A 16,843-nucleotide genomic window follows, 5' to 3' on the forward strand; every position below is an offset into this window, starting at 1 on the left:
ACAGGCACCCGGCGCGCGGCTGTGCGTCAAGCTGTTGTCAGCATCCTTTCTTAGGCTATGCTGGACAACAAGGATCCGGCACAGACCAGGACCACGGACAATCATCATGGAGACAAGCATGCAGACGATGCAGGAACTGTACCGGGCCCGGCGCACCAGCGCCGCGGGCGCCCTGGAGCACGTGCGCGACGGGGACATGATCGTCGTTCCCACCGGCGTCGGCGAACCGCCCGCGCTGCTGGAGGCATTGTCCGCTCAATGCGGCCGCTTCAAGGACGTCCAGGTCGCCCAGATCCTGGCGATGCGCAAGTACGGCTACTTCGACCCGGCCTGCCGCCCCCATGTGCGCCACGCGGCGCTGTTCTTCGGCGGCGCCTCGCGCGCCGGCGGGCAAGGCGGCTGGTGCGACTTCGTCCCCAATTATTTTTCCGAGATCCCCACGCTGATCGAGCGCGGCCTGATGCCGGCCGACGTCGTGTTCGCGATGGCCTCTCCCATGAGCGCCTCCGGCCACTTCGCGCTGAGCCTGGGCACGGACTACACGATGGCGGCCGTCGCGAAGGCGCGCGCAGTGGTGCTGGAAGTCAATCCCAACGTGCCGTTCACGCACGGCCAGTGCCATGTGCACGTGTCGCAGGTGACGGCGCTGGTCGAGAGCGAGGCGCCGATCCTGGAAGTGGGCCTGCCTGCGATCGGTCCCGTGCAGGAGGCGATCGGACGCCTGGTTGCCGAGCACATCGAGGACGGCGCGACGCTGCAGATCGGCTATGGCGGCATTCCCGACGCCGTGGTGATGCAATTGACGGGCAAGCGCGACCTCGGCATCCATACGGAGATGATCGGCGACGGCATCCTGAAGCTGGTGGAATCGGGGGCGGTGAACAACAGCAGGAAGACGCTGTTGCCGGGGAAGATGGTGGCCACCTTCGCGCTGGGATCGCGCCGGCTGTACGCATTCATGCACCAGAACCCGATGCTGGAGATGCATCCGTCGAACTTCACCAACGATCCGTACATCGCGGGCCAGAACGACAAGCTGGTGACGATCAATGCGAGCCTGCAGGTCGATCTGCTGGGCCAGTGCGGCAGCGAGAGCATCGGCCACCTGCCCTATTCCGGCACGGGGGGCCAGGTCGATTTCGTGCGGGCCGCGAACCGCTCGCGTGGCGGCAAGTCCTTCATCGTGCTGCCCTCGACGGCCAAGGACGGCAGCATTTCGCGCATCGTGCCGACGCTGGCGCCGGGAACCCACGCCACCACCAGCAAGAACGACGTCAACTACGTCGTCACCGAATGGGGCGTGGCCCAGTTGCGCGGCAAGTCGGCGAAACAGCGCGCGCAGGCGCTGATCGCCATCGCCCATCCCGATTTCCGCTCCTGGCTGCGCGAGGAAGCGGACCGGATGTGCGTGTTCTCGGCTTAACTCGCCTGTCCGGCGTGCGCGGGCTTGCCGGCGGTACCGTAGATCAGCAGTTGACGTTGCAGTGCAGCAAGATCGGCATCGGCTTGCGCGGCCGGGCTTGCGCCCTGCTGCATCTGGACGCGATCCGGTTCGAGGATGCGGGCCTCGGCGCCCGCTTGTGCTTCATGGTGGGACATGGTCATGCTCCGTTTGGTTGGTAAGATGGCGCGCCCGGTGCTGGCCGGCGCTGATGGTTGAACTCTACCGCAGTTGGCGAGATTGCGCTGCAGCGCACCACACATGCACGGCGAATATCAACACTGTTTCCGGCCGGGTTTTGCCAGACTGAACCTTGCGGCACGAATGACGCCGCCATGCCATCATGGGTGCGACGGCGGCGCGGCAAGAACGGACCGGCGCCGCGCCAACCACAGGAGAACCCCATGCAGCAAGCAGCACAGATCGGCAAGGACGACCACGTGCGCGGCCCCGAAGATGCCGCGCTGACACTCATCGAATACGGCGACTTCCAGTGCCCGTATTGCGCACGGGCGCACCAGGCCCTGCAGGAACTGGACGGCGAAGTCGGCGGCATCCGGCTCGTCTTCCGCCACCTGCCCCTGTCCGACCTGCACCCGCTGGCCGAACTGGCGGCCGAGACGGCGGAGGCGGCCGCCAGCCAGGGCCGCTTCTGGGAGATGCACGACGCGCTGTTCGAGAACCAGTTCGAGCTCATGAACGACGACGACCTCGCCGACCTGGCCGGGGACCTGGAGCTCGACGCCGAGCGCGTGCGCGGCGAACTGGCCGCGCGCCGCCACCGCCCGCGCGTGCAGGCCGATTTGGCACGGGCGAACGAGCACGGCGCCAGCCGCACGCCGACCTTCTTCATCAACGGCGTGCCCTACCAGGGCGATTCGGACCGCGATTCCCTGCGCGAGGCCTTGACGGCGGCGCTGCAGAAACGGTAGACCCCACGCCGGTGCGCCAAGCGGCTTCGTGGCCGCTCGCGACGGCGCGGGCGGCGCGCATCACCGCGCAGGCGGCACTGGGAGCATGGTCGTTCCATCGGTACCGGTGGCGCCGCCTGCCCTGCCGTCGTCCGCCCGTTGCGCCGTCGTCTGCGGCGCCGGGGCGACCACGGCGTCGGGCGCGGACACGGCGAGCCAGGTGACGACAGCGAAGCCGGCCAGCGACAGGCCGGCCGACCACGACAGGCCAGTGATGGCGCCGCCGGGGAGACGGCGCCGACATCCGGAGCCACGGGACGCGGCAAGCGCCCCGGCATTTCTTATTCCAACATTACTCCGACAGCGCCGCGAACGCCGCGTCGCGCACCTGCTCGACCGGGCCCACGCCCGAGATCTTGCGGTACTTCGGCGCACCCGGCAGGCCGGACTCGGCCCATTTGCCGTAGTAGCCCAGCAGCACTTCGGTCTGGGTGTGGTACACGGACAGGCGCTTCTTGACGGTTTCTTCCTTGTCGTCGTCGCGCTGCACCAGCGGCTCGCCGGTGACGTCGTCGACACCCTCGGTCTTGGGCGGATTGAACTTGACGTGGTAGACGCGGCCCGACGGCTGGTGGGTGCGGCGGCCCGTCATGCGCTCGACGATCATCTCGTCCGGCACGTCGATTTCCAGCACGTAGTCGATGGCGACGCCGCTATCCTTCATCGCGTCGGCCTGCGCGATGGTGCGCGGGAAGCCGTCGAACAGGTAGCCGTTGGCGCAGTCCGCATCCTTCAAGCGCTCCTTCACCAGGCCGATGATGATGTCGTCCGACACCAGCTGGCCCGCGTCCATCACTTTTTTCGCCGCCAGGCCGAGTTCGGTGCCGGCCTTGATCGCTGCGCGCAGCATGTCGCCGGTGGAGATCTGGGGGATGTTGTATTTTTCTTTGATGAAGTTGGCCTGAGTGCCTTTGCCGGCGCCGGGGGCTCCTAACAGAATGAGACGCATGAAGGATTTTCCTAATAGTTTTGAAGACGGCCACCGCACGCGACTATATCGTGCAGGCGGCCGAGATTGATGCAAATATGACCAAGTCGATACGAAACTTACCACAAAAGCTGCGCCAGACGCCACTGAGCCAAGGCGTTCGATCAGCCTATTGACTTTGCGCAGACAGCGGATGAAACCGTTTCCGTATGGATCAAGACGCGTAGTAAAGTTGTACTCTAGCCAGGTCTTCCGGGGTATCCACGCCCGCGTGCGGCGCCTGGTCGGTCACGTGCACGGCGATCGGATAGCCATGCCAGAGCACGCGCAGCTGTTCCAGCGCTTCGATCGACTCCAGCGGCGACGCTTCCAGCCGCGGGTAGCGCTGCAGGAAGTCGTTGCGGTAGGCATACAGGCCGATATGGCGCAGCGGGACATACCCTTCCGGCAAGGTCGAACGGTCGTGCGCGAAACCGTCGCGATGCCAGGGAATGGTGGCACGCGAAAAATACAATGCCCGCCCACTCTTGTCGAGGGACAATTTGACCACGTTGGGGTTGAACACGTCCTCGGCGCTGTGCAGCGGATGGGCACAGGTGGCCATCGGCACGTCGGCGCCGATGCGCGCGGCGCAGGCCGATAGCAGGCTGGGGTCGATCAGCGGCTCGTCGCCCTGCAGGTTGACGACGACGGCGTCGTCGGCCAGGCCCAGCGTCTGCGCCACTTCCGCGATGCGGTCGGTGCCGGACGGGTGGTCGGCGCGCGTCAGGCAGGCTTCGACGCCGTGCGTGGCGCAGGCGGCCAGGATGTCGGCATGGTCGGTGGCCACGATGACGCGCGCGGCGCCCGATGCGCGGGCGCGCTCGGCGACCCGCACGACCATCGGTTTGCCGCCCAGGTCGGCCAGCGGCTTGTTCGGCAACCGGGTCGAGGCCAGGCGCGCGGGGATGATGACGACGAAGCTCATGCCGCAGCAGGTCCGGTCACAGCGCCGGCTCGACCTTGCGGGCCTGGTCGGCCCACATGATCGGGATGCCGTCGCGGATCGGATAAGCGAGGCGGTCCGGGCGGCAGGTCAGTTCCTGCGCCTTCTTGTCATATTCGAGCGGTCCCTTGCACAGCGGGCAGACCAGGATATCAAGCAGTCGGGCGTCCACGACATTTCTCCAAGATGATTGCGGCCAGCGCGGGATCGATCTGCGCGCTGACCGGGACGACCCACACGCGTGGATCGCCGTTGATGTTTTCAAGTTGCCGACATTTTACTGCATCCTTCTCCGTGACCAGGATGACATCGGCCTCGACGCCCTGGAACGGGTCGTCGCGGAAGTCGTGGTGGTCCGGCAGCGGCATTTCCATCACGTCCAGGCCGGCGCCGCGCAGCATGGCGAAAAAACGGCCCGGGTTGCCGATGCCGGCCGCGGCCAGGATGCGGCGTCCGGCAAAGGCCGCCAGCGGCAGGCGCTCGCCGCCGTCCATCAGGCGCTCGGCCACGTCGCCCGCGAGGCGCATCTGCCAGGGCGACCCGCCGACCGCCTGCGCCAGCGCGGGCGTCAGTTCCGGCGCGTTCACCACGGTGACGTCGCGGCGCCGCGACGGCGGTTCGCGCAGGGGCCCGGCCGGCAGCGTGAAGCCATTGCCCACGCCGCGCCCGTCGAACAGGATGATCTCGACGTCGCGCTGCAAGGCATAGTGCTGCAGGCCGTCGTCGGCGATGAGCACGTCCACGCTCGGATGCAGCGCCAGCAGGTGGCGGCCGGCCTGGACGCGGCGCCGGCCGACCACGACCGGGCAGCCGGCGCGGGCGGCGATCAAGAGGGGTTCGTCGCCGACGTCGCGCGCGCTCGAACTGCTCAGCACTTCGCGCGGCGCCTCTTCTGCCCCGCCGTGGCCGCGCGAGATCACGCCCGGACGCAGGCCGGCCGCGCGCAGCTGCCGGGCCAGCCAGATCGTCAGCGGCGTCTTGCCGGTGCCGCCGATGAAGATATTGCCGACCACCACGACGGGCACGGGCAGGCGTTCCGATTTCAGCAAGCCGATGCGGAAGCACCCGCGCCGCAGCGCCGCCAGCAGGCGGAACGGCAAGGACACGGGCCACAGCGCCAGCGCTAGGGGACCGCGCGCCAGCCAGGCGCGGGTCAGGGTCGATTCGAGGGAAGAACTCAAGGGAAATACTTCTGCTGGCTCACTGTTGCGGGCTCACTGTTGCAGGCTTACTTCTGCCCGCCGCCGGTCTGGGCCGCGAAGGTCAGCTTGTCGTAGCCGGCCAGGCGCGCCGCTTCCAGCACGTTGATCACCATCTGGTGCATCGCGAACTGGTCGGCATTGACGATGATGACGGGATCGGCGACGGGGGTCGCCAGGCGCTGGCCGTCCGGGCCGGTGCCGGCCGCACGCTTGAGGTCGTCGGCCAGGCCGGCCACGCCGTGGAAGGACACGGGCACGTTGTTGACCGTGTAGTTGCCTTTCGCATCGACGGTGACGTTGATCTCGAACGGCTTGTCCAGCGCCTTCTCGGCGTCGGCCGTCGGCAGCGTGATCTGCAGTTCCGTGAACTTGCTGTAGGTAGTGGACACCATCAGGAAGATCAGCACCACCAGCAGCACGTCGATGAACGGGATCAGGTTGATTTCCGGATCCTCGCGTTTCTGGCCGCGGCGGAAGTTCATCATTTGCGGGCCCCGTGGACGACGTCGACGAATTTCACCGCCTGCAGTTCCATGTCGATGATGAAGCTGTCGACGAGGGCGCGGAAGTGGCGGTAGAACACCAGCGCCGGCATCGCGATCGCCAGGCCGAAGCCCGTGTTGTACAGCGCCACCGAAATGCCGTGCGCGAGCTGGGCCGGATTGGTGCCGCTGGCGTTCTGGGCGCCGAAGATCTCGATCATGCCGACCACGGTGCCGAACAGGCCCATCAGCGGGGCCAGCGAGGCGATCGTGCCCAGCGTGGTGAGGAAGCGCTCCAGCTGGTGGGCGACGCCCCTGCCCGCCTCCTCGATCGATTCCTTCATCACGTCGCGCGGCGCGTCGACGTTCTTCAACGCGGATGCCAGCACGGCGCCGAGCGGGGAATTGGCTTGCAGCTTGTCGATGATGTCAGGAGTGACCTTGCCGCCACGATAGACCTGGATGACTTCGTCGAGCAACTGGCGCGGCAGGATCTTTTCGCGGCGCAGGTAGATCAGGCGCTCGATGATCAGCGCCAGTGCGATGATCGAGGCAATCAACAACAGCCAGATGGGCCAGCCGGCAGCTTGGAGAATGGCGAGCAAATGGAACTCCTGGATAAGTAAAAAACAACATGACAAGGGAATTGCGCAATGTAACGTGTTGCCAAGATTGCGGCAAGTGGAGTTCTGCACACTTTCTGTGGATAAAAATGTGCGCAATGGCACGTATGCATACGAAGTACTTTGATTCTTAAGGGAAATTTTTAATTGCCCAAAAGAGTGGCAGGGATTGCAGGATGCATCCCCGGCAACAACGCCTCCCGCGTCGTCGAACCGAGTTGCTCACAATTTCTGTGGATAAAATTGTGCCCAAACCCTCCCCGGCACGCCAAGTCATTGATTTTTCTAAAGGAAATTTTATAGCTCAAAAAGAAGGCAGCGTGGCAGGCCATGGCGGCAGGGTTCGCGGCACCCTGTTTCTTCACATTTTTTGTGGACAAAATTGTGCGCAAACGCACACCATGCATGCAAGTAGCTTGATTTATAAGGGAAAACTTCTCCTGCACTAATTTTAGGCAGGTCACGTTGAGCTATCGCAAAGACCGTGATCAAGAGACTTTCCACCACTTTGCACACAAATTGTGGAAAACAATGTGCGCAAACGGCGCGCTGGCAACCCAAGTCCTTGATTTCATTGGCGACGGAGCTACAAGCCTAAATTTTAGGCAGCCCCGGCGGCTGACGGGTATTCGCCTGCCATGGTGCCGCGCCGGGCACCTACGGTCGCGCTTGCGGTATAGTCTTGCCCTCGATGACATGGCCAGGCCGGCTTGGACCGTCTGCGTTTCTTCACAGATTTTGTGGAAAAGATTGTGAGCAACGTGGCAGAGGCGAGGCGAAGTCCTTGATCGGAAAGGAAAAAAGCCGCATGCGGCTTTTTTGGGCACGCCCCCTTTCCACTCGCCAGGCTGTGCACACAAACTGTGGAAAACAATGTGAGCAAGGCTCAGCCATCCGATCCAAGCTGTTGATTCCTTTGAGAAAAGTTCTGCATGACCGATTTTTAAGCAGATCTTACGCTGGGAAGCGCTTGTCCACTTCCTCACAGTTTCTGTGGATAAGATTGTGGCCAAGTACCCTCCCCGCATCGGAAGTGTTTGATCTGTAAGGAAATTTTATTTCTGCATCGAAATCGAGCAATGACAAATCTCGTTAAGAATCAGGCATTTAGAAACGAGACTTGGTATTTTAGGAGAGCTGTTTTTTACGCAGCTCGCATAGACTTTTTTGTGGACAGATTGTCCAGCTCATCCATATGTTCGACACCGACGCCACCGATCCGGCCTACGCCGCACCTCCCGTCCTGACCGTCACCGCCCTCAACCAGCAGGTCGCGCGCCTGCTGGAACGCACGTTTCCCCTGGTCTGGATCGGCGGCGAGATCTCGAACTTCACCCGCGCCGCCTCCGGCCACTGGTATTTCACGCTGAAGGACAATGCGGCCCAGGTGCGCGCCGTGATGTTCCGCGGCCGCGCCCAGTACGCCGGCTTCGTGCCGCGCGAAGGCGACAAGGTCGAGGTGCGCGCCCTCGTCACGCTGTACGGCGCGCGCGGCGACTACCAGATCAACGTCGAGGCGATCCGCCGCGCCGGCGTCGGCCAGTTGTACGAGGCCTTCATGCGCCTGAAGGAAAAGCTGGGCGCCGAGGGACTGTTCGACGAGGAACGCAAGCGTCCCCTGCCGCTGTTCGCGCGCACCATCGGCATCGTCACCAGCCCGCAGGCGGCGGCGCTGCGCGACGTGCTGACGGCGCTGCGGCGGCGCGTGCCGCACGTGCGCGTGGTGCTGTATCCGGCGCCCGTGCAGGGCCAGGGCGCCGCCGAGCGCATCGCCGACGCGATCGCCACCGCCTCGCGCCGCGCCGAAGCCGACGTGCTGCTCGTGTGCCGCGGCGGCGGCTCGATCGAAGACCTGTGGAGCTTCAACGAAGAGATCGTCGCGCGCGCCATCGCCGCCTGTTCCATGCCCGTGATTTCCGGCGTCGGCCACGAGACCGACTTCACGATCGCCGACTTCGCCGCCGACCTGCGGGCCGCCACGCCGACCGCCGCCGCCGAGCTGGCCGCCACCGCGCGCGCCGACTGGCTCGCATCGCTGCGCGCGGACAGCACCGACCTGCGCCGCGCCATGGCGCGCATCCTGTCCGATGCCGGCCAGGGACTGGACGGCTTGAGCCGCCGCCTGCAAAGCCCGTCGAGCCAACTGGCCCATCAGCGCTTGAAACTTCTGGGCATGGCCAGCGGTCTGACCCATGCGGTCCGCGCGCCCATCAACCGCAACGGCGTGCTGCTGGCCCAGCTGCAGCAGCGCTGGGCGCGCCATCGCCCGGACCTACGGTCGCTGCAAGCCCGGCTGGCATCCGAGCAGCGCCACCTGGTGGCCAGCATGCTGGGCCAGTTGCGCGGCCGGCGCGAAGCCGTAGGCGCGCTGGCGGCCCAGCTCGAACTGCTGAACCCGCAGCGCACGCTCGAGCGCGGCTATGCGATCGTCAGCAATGCCAAGGGCAAGGTGTTGACCGCCCCCGGCCAGATCAAGCCGCGCGACGTGCTGCGCCTGCGCCTGGCCGAAGGCAGCGTCGAAGTGAACGTGAACGGCGTACAGGATGTGCTGGAATAATTTGCTGAAATAATTGACCGAATGCGCACCTTGCCGTTTTCGCAAAGGATGAGCAGCATCTTTTGTTCCGGATTACAATAGCGGCCGTTTTGCAAGATTCATCTCGTTGCCAACCCATAAAGGAAACAAGACATGGAACACACCCTGCCCCCGCTGCCGTATGCCAAGGATGCCCTGCAGCCGCACATCTCGGCCGAGACCCTGGAATACCACTACGGCAAGCACCACCAGGCCTACGTGACGAACCTGAACAACCTGATCAAGGGCACCGAGTTCGAAAACCTGCCGCTGGAAGAGATCATCAAGAAATCCCAGGGCGGCGTGTTCAATAACTCGGCCCAAGTCTGGAACCACACCTTCTTCTGGAACTGCATGAGCCCGAACGGCGGCGGCGCGCCGACCGGTCCGGTCGCCGACGCGATCAACGCCAAGTGGGGTTCGTTCGACAAGTTCAAGGAAGAATTCCAGAAGTCGGCCGTCGGCAACTTCGGTTCGGGCTGGACCTGGCTGGTGAAGAAGCCGGACGGCACCGTCGACATCGCCAACACCTCGAACGCCGGCACCCCGCTGACCACCGAGAACAAGGCCCTGCTGACCTGCGACGTCTGGGAGCACGCCTACTACATCGACTACCGCAATGCCCGTCCGAAGTTCGTCGAGGCATGGTGGAACACCGTCAACTGGGACTTCGTGAACCAGAACTTCGCGTAATACCCCGTTCCGGCAGGTCGGAACACCCCGGCAAACGGCCCGCATGCGGGCCGTTTGCTTTTGTCCCGTGCCTAGCGGGGACCGAGCTGCCTGGCCAGGAATGCCTCCACCCGCGTCCAGAAGTCGATCCGCGTGCGCTCGTAGCGCCAGCCGTGGCCTTCGTCCTCGTACTCGATCCATTCGACCTGCGGATTGGTGCGCTTGACCGCCGCGTGGAACTTCCTGCCCTGCTCGATGGGCACCGTGCGGTCCTTGCCGCCATAGGCCAGCAGCAGGGGCTGGGTGACGCCGGCGGCGTTCTCCAGCGGCGACACGGACTTCAGCATGGCCGCGTCCTTGTCCTGGTCGCCGACCAGCACCGGCAAGGTGTAGGTCTTGGCGTCCTGGGACGTGCTGGTAAACCGTTCGTCGTAGATCAGGTTGATGTCCGTGACGCCGACCCAGTCGACGCCGCAGCGGAACAGCGCGGGGTCGCGGATCAGGCCCATCAGCGTGGCATAGCCGCCGTAGCTGGCGCCGGCGATGCACACGCGCTTCGCGTCCGCCACGCCCTGGTCGATGGCCCAGCGCGCCGCGTCCGCCACATCGTCCTGCATCGCCCTGCCCCATTGCTTCCAGCCGGCCATGAAATGGTCGTAGCCGTAGCCTTCGCTGCCGCGGAATTCCGGCTGCAGCACGGCGTAGCCGCGCGTGGCAAGGAATTGCACTTGCGGGTTCCAGGCGAAATGCCCGCCGCGCACCCACGGTCCGCCGTGCACCAGCACGACCATCGGCAGGTTCTTGCGTTCTCCACGCGGCAGCGTCAGGTAGGCCGGCACGTCGCGGCCGTCGCGCGCCTTGATGTGCACGAAGGAGGTTTCGCCCATCTGCAATGGATTGATTTGCGGCATGCTGGTTCCCAGCGGGGTCAGCTTGCCGCTGCCGATGTGGTACAGCTGCCAGAAGCCGGGCTCGGTATCGGAATACGAGTGCACCACGACGGCATCCGCCACCGCGTCGGCGGCCACCTGCAGTTCGTTGATCGTGGACGGCAGCAAGGCGTCCACCCGCTGCTGCACCTGCTGCATGCCCTCGTCCGCCCAGGCCGTCATGGGTTCGCTCGTCTCGTAGCGCACGCCGAGCACGCGGTCGTGGTCGGGCGCGAGGACCAGGGTGCCGTCGAAGTCGAAGTTCTTCAGCCCCACCATCGGTTCCGGATCGAGCTTGCCGGTGCGGGTATCGAGGCGGTACAGGCCCACCGTATTGCGGCCGTTGCGGCTGCTGACATAGACCTCGCCCGAGCGCGTGACGAAGCGCGGCGTCAGCGTCGTCGGCGCGTTGCCCGGATAGGCCGCCAGCTCGCGCCAGGTCCTGGCCGCGGGGTCGTTATACATCAGGTGCACCTGCCCCGCCTCGCGCCGGGTGGCCACGCGCGGCACGCCGCCGGCGTCGATCAGGACGTTGGAGACGCCGTTGGGCGCGTCGACGGCGGTCAGGTTGACGGTGTGCGTATTCAGCCGAAACAGCCGGTAGCCCTTGAAGTCCTCGTCGAATACGTTGTAGCGCACCACGTAGACGTCATCCGATCCATCATGCGTGCTTCCCAGGAAATGCGTGTTCGGCGGCAAGGCCGGATCGCGCGTCTGCGTGTTCAAGGCGTGACCGACCAGCAGCACGTGCTTGCTGCCGTCGAGGTTCACGGCGTGCAGGCCCGGGCTGCGCGCGCGCTCGTCGTCCTCCAGGTCCGGACGGACGGCGGAATAGACCAGGCGCCGGTCGTTGATCCAGTGGACGCCGACCACGTCCATGCCCCGCACGCCGGCGATGACGCGCACCGGGCCGCCGGCCGCCGGCATGTTGGCCAGGACGATATTGCCTTCCGGTCCACGGAGCAGCAAGGCGACGTTCTTGCCATCGGGAGACAGGAAGGCGCCGGCGAACCGTGGCGATGCGAAGAAATCCTTGACGGGAGGCGGCTCGGGCGGGGAAACCGCCGCGATGGAAGCGAGGGGCGCGGCCCACGCCAGGCAGGCAGTGGCCAATAAAGTCGACATACGCAGCATGGCGGCAGGATCCGGTTAGCGAAGAATCGATATCATACTTATCAGAAAGAAATAAAATCTCTCGAATACTAACGCCAGCGGGAGCAGCTCTTCCATTTGTCGTGAAAGTGTAGGATTTTGTCACCTTTACCCAGCCAACATGCAGCTTTGTCGCCCCCTCTTATAGAATGTCGGCCTCAAGGAGAAATTCATGTATCGCGTACTGCTGGTGGAAGACGATCCGCGCCTCGCGGAACTCGTGACGGAATATTTGTCGGGCTACGAATTCTCGGTCGACCTCGTGACGCGTGGAGACGCCGCGCTGGAGCACTTCAAGGCCAACCCTCCCGACATCGTCGTGCTGGACCTGATGTTGCCGGGCATGGACGGGATGGTGGTATGCCGCCAGATCCGCGACGTGTCCGAAGTGCCGATCCTGATCTTGACGGCGCGCGAGGATACCTATGACGAGGTGTCGGGCCTGGAACAGGGCGCGGACGACTTCGTCAACAAGCCGGTGCAGCCGCGCGTGCTGCTGGCCCGCCTGCGCGCCCTGCTGCGCCGCACCCAGGCCAAGGCCGCGCCCGATACGCGCATGCTCGAGTTCGGCCAGCTGCGCATCATGACCAACGACCGCAGCGTGACCTGGCGCGGCCAGCCATGCGTGCTCAGCAATACTGAATACAAGCTGCTGCTCGTGCTGGCCGAAGCGGCCGGGCGGGTGCTGTCGCGCGACGAACTGCTCAAGAAGATGCGCGGCATCGAGTTCGACGGCCTGGACCGCAGCATCGACAACTGCATCTCCAAGCTGCGCCGCAAGTTCGACGATTCGCTGTCGGAAAAGATCAAGACGGTGTGGGGGGAAGGTTATCTGTTCTCGCCGTCGGCGTGGAACTGAGCGTTAACGCCACATAAACCAGCGTCGTCCCTCCGCAGGCAGGGACCCAAGGTGTTCGCGCCGCCGCAACGCACGCGAAATTGGGTCCCTGCCTGCGCAGGGACGACGTCGTTTCGCTTTCCGGTTAATCGAACACCGGCACGATCGCCAGCGGCGCGTTGTACGTGGTCACCTGCGCCCGTTCGCTGCCGAAGCGCCAGGTCGCGACCGGCAAGCCATCTTCCGCATCGCCGGCCGCCACCGGCAGCGCCACTTCCTGGCCGTCCGCGCGGCGCACGCGCACGCCCGACTGCTCCCGTTTGGCGAACACGAAACGCACGCCCGCGCATTGCTGGGACTGGCGCGATGCGTCGAGCCAGCGCGCGAAGCCCAGCGCCTGGGCGCAGGCGATACGCAGCTCGGTGCTGTCGTACTGGCCGTCCGGGCGCAGCGCGATCGTCACCAGGGGGCGCACGCTGAACGGCCCCTTGCGGTTCAGCTGCAGCACGGCGTTCTCGTCATAGGACGACTTCTGCAGCGGGAACACGGTGCGGCCCAGCGCATCGAGCGGCAGGTTCAGCTGGGTGGTCTTGCCGCTCACGGTCAATTGCGCGCCCTCGCCCAGCGCACCACGCTCGGCAGCCTGCACCTGCAGCTGGCTCACGAGCAGGTTCTTCGGGCCGCCGAATTTCTCGAAGCGCACCATGGCGCGGTACGCATCGCGGTAGCTCGCCCACTCGCCATCGCGCACCTGTGCCGCGGCCGGAAGGGCCGCCAGCAGCAGGGCGATGGGGACGAGGAAGGGGCGAACCGGGCGCATCGTCAGAACCGGAGGGCGATGGCGGTCGAAACCGTCGTGTTGGCGGACCGCTCGACGAGCGGGCTATAGCGCGCGCTGCCCAGCAGGCGTGCCGTCTGTACATTGGTCGTGAGCATCCAGGACGGCGACAGCGTCCAGTTCCAGCGCACGCCGACGTGGGCGTCGTGCAGGCCGCCGGCCGCCTCGTAGTAGGGGAAGCGGCTGCGCAGCGACTCCTCCTGCGAGACGCCGAGATAGCTGTCGTTGTAGTGCCGGTTGACGACGGTCACGCCGGCAGCCAGCGACACGCGGTGGCGCGCGTTATCGACGACGGCCAGCCGCTGCACGCCCAATTCCAGGCGCGCGCCGTCGCGATCCTTGCCGGCGCCGAACAGCACGCTGCTGGTCACGCGCCAGCGCGGATTCAGGTAGTAATTGGCAAAGGCGCCGGCCTGCAGGCGTGCGCCGATCTTGTCCATGCCGCTCAGCGGCGCGACGGGAATCTGGCGTTTGTCGATGGGCGATGGAATGCCGCTGGCGAAATCGGTGACGCCGACGCCGCCGATCTCGGTGCCGGCGCCGTCGTCGTCGCGGCTCCGATGCACGGCCGCCAGCGGGCCGAACTCGAAGGTGGGATCATCCGACAGGTGCCAGCCCGCGCTCATGCCCGAAATAAAAAGGCCGTTGCTCCATTGGACCTGGAGCACCGGCAATGCTGAAACCTTGTGGCCGTCCGCCCCCTCGTAGCGCGGCGCCGATTGCACGCCCAGCCCGACGTACATGTCGCGGCTGCCGTCCGGCATCGGGTTGGTCGCCGGCGTCTGCGCCCAGGCAACGCCGCAGCCGGCAGTCAACGCGAGGAAGAGAAGCTTGTTCATGGTCGGGCAGATGATTCGGAAAACCAACATTCTACGTGCATGGTTTCCCTCCTCTCAATACTTCCTTACGGCGTTGTCGTTTCCATGGTGAATCGACCAAAGGTCGGGCGGACCGGCGGGGCGGAGGAACGGCGAGGCCGTCCCTGCAAATAAAAAAGGCCCACCATCGCTCGCGCATCAGGTGGGCCAAACGGAAAACCTGATGCCATGTATCGTACGCAGGGGACACAAGTCTTTCATCCTCTACATGTCGCCCATTTGTCGTCAATTTGTAAAACCCGGTTCTTCGGCGCTGACGTCCTATACAATTTCATACATGCAAGATCTGACGAACATCAACCAGTAAGCCGGGAGCGACGTGAACCGTTTGTTCTTCCGCTTCTTCGTGCTGGTGATGCTGTCGATCACGGCGGCCACGTTCGTCATCTATTTCGTGTTCGCGCGCGTGTTCGGCGATCCGCTCGACGACATCGCGCGGCGCCAGGCCTCGGCCCAGATCTTCCTGCTCGAACAGTACGTGGACCAGGCTCCGGCCGACGAATGGCTGGGCCGCCTGAACAAGGTGCGCGAAGTGTCCGAGGCGCGCTTCGACCTGATTCCGCTGGCGCAAGCCAGGAACGCCCTGCCCGGCCGCCAGCGCGCCGCGCTCGACGCGGGCCGGCTGGTGCTCGATCCGGCCAACAAGGCGTTCTACCGGCGCGTCGACCTGACGGGCGAACGCTATATCGGCAGCGACGAAGAGGTGATCCGTGCCGACCGCCTGCCGATCGACCTCGGCCAGGCCCTGTTGATGGAAGTGGTGCGCTACGTGGTGGTGGCGCTGGCGCTGCTGGTGCCGATCGCCCTGTGGTCGCGCAAGCATTGGCAGGCGCTGCAGACGCTGTCGCGCGTGGCCGACGACTTCGGGGCCGGCCAGTTGTCGGCGCGCGCCCACCTGGCGCCGACGGATGCCGTGTATCCGCTGGCCGAGCGCATCAATGCGATGGCCGGGCGCATCCAGGACTTGCTGGAAGCGCAGAAGAACCTGCTGCACTCCGTGTCGCACGAGCTGCGCACGCCCATCGCGCGCCTCGAGTTCGCGCTGGAACTGCTGGCCGACCGCGCCGCCGGACCGGACATCGACGGCGCCGTCCTCGTCAAGCGCATCGCGGCGATGGAAGGCGACGTCATCGAGCTGAACGAACTCGTCAACGAGCTGCTGTCGATGAGCAAACTCGACAATGCAAAGGAACCGCAGCGCATGCTGTTCGAGGTCGAGCCGTTGCTGCGCGAATGCGCCGACAGCCTGCATCCGCGTCCGCAGCAATTGGTGCTGGACCTGGGCGAGCGCCTGGGCAGCGTGGATGGCGACCGCCGCCTGCTCGGGCGCGCCGTCGGCAACCTGCTGCGCAACGCGCAGAAATACGCGGCCGCGCGCGTGGCCCTGCACGCGCAGCGCGACGGCTGCCGGCTCGAGATCGCCATCGAGGACGACGGTCCCGGCATCCCCGACGAGGACCGCGAGCGCATCTTCGAACCCTTCTTCCGCCTCGACCGCAGCCGCGACCGCGCCACCGGCGGCTTCGGCCTGGGCCTGTCGATCGCGCGCAAGGCGGTCGCCCTGCACGGCGGCACGCTGGTCGCCGAACGCTCGCCCCTGGGCGGGGCGCGCTTCGTGATCAGCCTGCCGGATGGCGTCGTCGGCTGATCACTTCGCCTTGGCGGCCTGGTCGACCAGCTTGCCGGCCACCTCCAGCGTGGCATTGAACAGCGCGTTGCGGTCGCTCGTCTTGAGGTCCTTGTTGACGATGGACGGCGAGGTCACGTAGCGGCCGTCGATGACGAGCGTCGGCGCCGACTCGATCTTGTAGTCGGCCACGATCTTGGACAACTGGCGCAGCTTCATCGTCACGCCGAAGGAATTCCATGCGTTCAGGAAGGCGGCGCGGTCGATGCCGTTCCTGCTCGCCCAGTCGATGATGGCGGCATCCGTGTTCAGGCGCACGCGGTCGACGTGCACGGCCTTGAACACCTTGGCGTGCATCTCGTCGAGCTTGCCGAGCGCTTCCAGCGTCAGGTACAGGTGGGCTTCCGGATCGGCCGGTCCCGTGAACGGAAAGTGGACACGGCGCACCGCGATGCGGTCGCCCTGCTGGCGTATCCATGCCTCCAGTCCCGGCTCCAGCGCATTGCACACCGGGCAGTGGTACATGAAGAATTCGATGACCTCGACCTTCTTGCCGGCCGCCTGCACGGGTTGCGGCTGGGCCAGCGTGACGTAGTCGACGCCGTTCTGGGGCGCGCTCGGCGAGGCCAGCGCGAGGGTGGAGAGGGAAAGGCAGGCGCCGAGTACGGCGGTACGCAGGAGACGCATGAGGTTCCTTCGGGT

At 65.4% G+C, this 16,843-nt stretch carries 18 protein-coding genes; 7 read left to right on the forward strand and 11 right to left on the reverse strand.

The window, feature by feature from the left end:
• Positions 1–127: 127 nt before the first annotated feature.
• Entirely contained in the window at positions 128–1,423 is a 1,296-nt protein-coding gene (locus tag QPK32_RS05225; RefSeq protein ID WP_290411808.1) for an acetyl-CoA hydrolase/transferase family protein, read from the forward strand.
• Here the strand turns inward: QPK32_RS05225 and QPK32_RS05230 are convergent.
• Positions 1,420–1,599, reverse strand: coding sequence for a hypothetical protein (locus QPK32_RS05230; RefSeq protein WP_290411708.1), 180 nt, complete (start codon positions 1,597–1,599; stop codon positions 1,420–1,422). The two genes, QPK32_RS05225 and QPK32_RS05230, sit on opposite strands and share 4 nt — an antisense overlap.
• A 246-nt stretch (positions 1,600–1,845) precedes the next feature.
• On the opposite strand from QPK32_RS05230, the gene QPK32_RS05235 reads away from it, so the two are divergent.
• A complete protein-coding gene (locus QPK32_RS05235; RefSeq protein WP_290411709.1) occupies positions 1,846–2,373 on the forward strand; it encodes a DsbA family protein in 528 nt (175 codons plus the stop codon).
• A 331-nt stretch (positions 2,374–2,704) separates the two neighbouring features.
• Here the strand turns inward: QPK32_RS05235 and adk are convergent, their stop codons facing one another.
• The 6 genes from adk to QPK32_RS05265 form a co-directional block, all read right to left on the reverse strand.
• Positions 2,705–3,361 (reverse strand): adenylate kinase, encoded by a 657-nt coding sequence (gene adk / locus QPK32_RS05240; protein WP_290411710.1) that lies wholly within the window; start codon positions 3,359–3,361, stop codon positions 2,705–2,707.
• A 193-nt stretch (positions 3,362–3,554) separates the two neighbouring features.
• Positions 3,555–4,307 carry a 3-deoxy-manno-octulosonate cytidylyltransferase gene (gene kdsB / locus QPK32_RS05245; protein WP_290411711.1) on the reverse strand — a complete coding sequence of 251 codons (753 nt, stop codon included), beginning with the start codon at positions 4,305–4,307 and terminating at the stop codon, positions 3,555–3,557.
• A gap of 16 nt (positions 4,308–4,323) precedes the next feature.
• On the reverse strand, positions 4,324–4,497 hold the full coding sequence (locus tag QPK32_RS05250) for a Trm112 family protein (RefSeq protein WP_290411712.1): 174 nt from the start codon (positions 4,495–4,497) through the stop codon (positions 4,324–4,326).
• Complete coding sequence (lpxK, locus tag QPK32_RS05255; protein ID WP_290411713.1) at positions 4,478–5,506, reverse strand: tetraacyldisaccharide 4'-kinase; 1,029 nt, start codon at positions 5,504–5,506, stop codon at positions 4,478–4,480. Before lpxK ends, QPK32_RS05250 begins: the two co-directional genes overlap by 20 nt.
• 47 nt (positions 5,507–5,553) lie before the next feature.
• A complete protein-coding gene (locus tag QPK32_RS05260) occupies positions 5,554–6,009 on the reverse strand; it encodes a biopolymer transporter ExbD (protein WP_290411809.1) in 456 nt (151 codons plus the stop codon).
• Complete coding sequence (locus tag QPK32_RS05265) at positions 6,009–6,614, reverse strand: MotA/TolQ/ExbB proton channel family protein (protein WP_290411714.1); 606 nt, start codon at positions 6,612–6,614, stop codon at positions 6,009–6,011. The genes QPK32_RS05260 and QPK32_RS05265 overlap by 1 nt, the downstream gene beginning before the upstream one ends.
• Before the next feature lie 263 nt (positions 6,615–6,877).
• Between QPK32_RS05265 and QPK32_RS05270 the strand changes: the two genes are divergently transcribed.
• The 3 genes from QPK32_RS05270 (at position 6,878) to QPK32_RS05280 (ending at position 9,900) form a co-directional block, all read left to right on the forward strand.
• Positions 6,878–7,081 (forward strand): hypothetical protein, encoded by a 204-nt coding sequence (locus QPK32_RS05270; RefSeq protein WP_290411715.1) that lies wholly within the window; start codon positions 6,878–6,880, stop codon positions 7,079–7,081.
• A gap of 746 nt (positions 7,082–7,827) precedes the next feature.
• A complete protein-coding gene (gene xseA / locus QPK32_RS05275) occupies positions 7,828–9,189 on the forward strand; it encodes an exodeoxyribonuclease VII large subunit (protein ID WP_290411716.1) in 1,362 nt (453 codons plus the stop codon).
• A 132-nt stretch (positions 9,190–9,321) separates the two neighbouring features.
• On the forward strand, positions 9,322–9,900 hold the full coding sequence (locus QPK32_RS05280) for a superoxide dismutase (protein ID WP_290411717.1): 579 nt from the start codon (positions 9,322–9,324) through the stop codon (positions 9,898–9,900).
• A gap of 71 nt (positions 9,901–9,971) precedes the next feature.
• On the opposite strand, the gene QPK32_RS05285 is transcribed toward QPK32_RS05280, so the two are convergent.
• The gene (locus QPK32_RS05285; RefSeq protein ID WP_290411718.1) at positions 9,972–11,942 is read right to left on the reverse strand and encodes a S9 family peptidase; all 1,971 of its coding nucleotides are present in this window, start codon (positions 11,940–11,942) and stop codon (positions 9,972–9,974) included.
• Between the two features lie 190 nt (positions 11,943–12,132).
• Here QPK32_RS05285 and QPK32_RS05290 point away from each other — a divergent pair, with 190 nt between their 5' ends.
• The gene (locus QPK32_RS05290; RefSeq protein ID WP_290411719.1) at positions 12,133–12,819 is read left to right on the forward strand and encodes a response regulator transcription factor; all 687 of its coding nucleotides are present in this window, start codon (positions 12,133–12,135) and stop codon (positions 12,817–12,819) included.
• A 124-nt stretch (positions 12,820–12,943) separates the two neighbouring features.
• Here QPK32_RS05290 and QPK32_RS05295 read toward each other — a convergent pair whose 3' ends face one another.
• Both QPK32_RS05295 and QPK32_RS05300 read right to left on the reverse strand, forming a co-directional pair.
• Positions 12,944–13,618, reverse strand: coding sequence for a hypothetical protein (locus tag QPK32_RS05295; protein WP_290411720.1), 675 nt, complete (start codon positions 13,616–13,618; stop codon positions 12,944–12,946).
• 2 nt (positions 13,619–13,620) lie between these two features.
• A complete protein-coding gene (locus QPK32_RS05300; protein ID WP_290411721.1) occupies positions 13,621–14,475 on the reverse strand; it encodes a MipA/OmpV family protein in 855 nt (284 codons plus the stop codon).
• 358 nt (positions 14,476–14,833) lie between these two features.
• Between QPK32_RS05300 and QPK32_RS05305 the strand changes: the two genes are divergently transcribed.
• Positions 14,834–16,162, forward strand: coding sequence for an ATP-binding protein (locus QPK32_RS05305; protein ID WP_290411722.1), 1,329 nt, complete (start codon positions 14,834–14,836; stop codon positions 16,160–16,162).
• Here the strand turns inward: QPK32_RS05305 and QPK32_RS05310 are convergent, their stop codons facing one another.
• Entirely contained in the window at positions 16,163–16,828 is a 666-nt protein-coding gene (locus QPK32_RS05310; RefSeq protein ID WP_290411723.1) for a thiol:disulfide interchange protein DsbA/DsbL, read from the reverse strand.
• Between the last annotated feature and the right edge of the window lie 15 nt (positions 16,829–16,843).

This window comes from Massilia sp. YIM B02763 (assembly GCF_030412015.1).
GTDB lineage: Bacteria > Pseudomonadota > Gammaproteobacteria > Burkholderiales > Burkholderiaceae_D > Telluria.